This window comes from Kitasatospora sp. NPDC096077 (genome assembly GCF_040303245.1).
Classification (GTDB): Bacteria; Actinomycetota; Actinomycetes; order Streptomycetales; family Streptomycetaceae; genus Kitasatospora.
The window spans coordinates 1-1,329 of sequence record NZ_JBEOSV010000148.1; the positions used below are offsets into that span (position 1 = coordinate 1).

2 protein-coding genes are annotated in these 1,329 nt (G+C 69.7%); both read right to left on the minus strand.

The genetic code is table 11. From position 1 onward, the window contains the following. Window positions 1–31: 31 nt before the first annotated feature. The gene (locus ABTZ03_RS44160) at window positions 32–1,018 is read right to left on the minus strand and encodes an IS3 family transposase (protein ID WP_350518937.1); all 987 of its coding nucleotides are present in this window, start codon (window positions 1,016–1,018) and stop codon (window positions 32–34) included. Beyond that, a complete protein-coding gene (locus ABTZ03_RS44165) occupies window positions 949–1,260 on the minus strand; it encodes a transposase (RefSeq protein WP_350518936.1) in 312 nt (103 codons plus the stop codon). Before ABTZ03_RS44165 ends, ABTZ03_RS44160 begins: the two co-directional genes overlap by 70 nt. Between the last annotated feature and the right edge of the window lie 69 nt (window positions 1,261–1,329).

The window sequence follows — 1,329 nt, forward strand, 5'->3', positions numbered from 1 at the left end:
TGAGCTTCCCCCGCTGGGCGGGAGGTGCTGATTACCTGGTCAGGGCTGGTGTAGGCAGTTCGGCGGTCACTGGTTCGGCCGTCGCCTGGTCGGCGTAGTGCTTCGCCTCGTACTCGTCCGGGCTGAGCCAGCCGAGACGTTTCTGGATGCGCCGGGTGTTGTACCAGCCGTCGATGTAGGCGAACAGCGCCAGGTCGGCGTCCGTGCGGGTCGCGAACGTCGTGCGGCGCACGCACTCGGTCTTCAGCACGCTCCAGAAGTTCTCCGCCAGGGCGTTGTCGAACGAGTCGCCGACCGTGCCCATGCTTGCCTCAATTCCGGCCTTGAGCAGGCGGGTTGTGAGCTTGATGGACGTGTACTGGCACCCGTGGTCGCTGTGGTGGATCAGTTTGCCCGGCTCCACCGGGCGGCCGTGGAGGGCGTACTCCAAGGCGGTGAGGACGAGGTCGGCGTCCGCTCGCTCGCAGGTGTGCCAGCCCACGATGCGGCGGGAGAACGCGTCGCGGATCGTGGCCAGCCACCACGGTCCCTCGCCGGTGGGGACCAGCGAGATGTCCGCGACCCACAGCCGGTTGGGGGCGTTCGCGGTGAAGTCGCGCTGGACCAGGTCCGGGGCGAGGTCGGCCGCCTGGTCGCGGCGGGTGAAGGAGCGGGGCCGGCGTGGGCTGACGCCCTGGAGTCCGGCCTCGCGCATCAGGCGTTCGACCCGCTTTCGGCCGACGTGCACGCCCTCGCGCCGTAGGACGGCGTGGACGCGCGGGGAGCCGTAGGTGGCGTCCGAGTCCGCGTGGACGCGGCGGATCTGCTCGGTCAGCTCGGTGTCCTGGCGCTTGCGCTCGCACGGCGCGTGGACGTCGCGGCGCCAGCGGTAGTAGGTGGAGGCGGGGATGTGCAGTTCCCGGAGGACGGGCTCGGCCCCGAAGCGGTGCTGGTGCTCGTCGATGAGCCTCAGTACCGTCGCCGGGTCGGGTCGAGCTCCTGGGCGAAAAAAGCCGAGGCGGCCTTGAGGATCTCGCAGGAGCGGCGGAGCTCGGCGTTCTCCTTGCGCAGAGCGGCCAGTTCCTCCTTCTCGGCGGTGGTCAGCCGGTCGTCGCGCTCACCGTGGTCGGCCTCGTCCTGGCGGATCCAGTTCCGCAGAGCCTCGTGGTGAACGCCCAGGTCCCGGGCCATCTGCCGGATCACCGGCTTCGGGTCGGCGGCCCGGTACGCGGCAACAGCTCGCTGCCGCAACTCGGGCGGGTACTTCATCGGTGCAGCCATGGTGGAGGCTCCCTTCTCACGACCTATCAGGTCATATCCGGCAACCTTCCGCACCTCGGGGGAACCTCA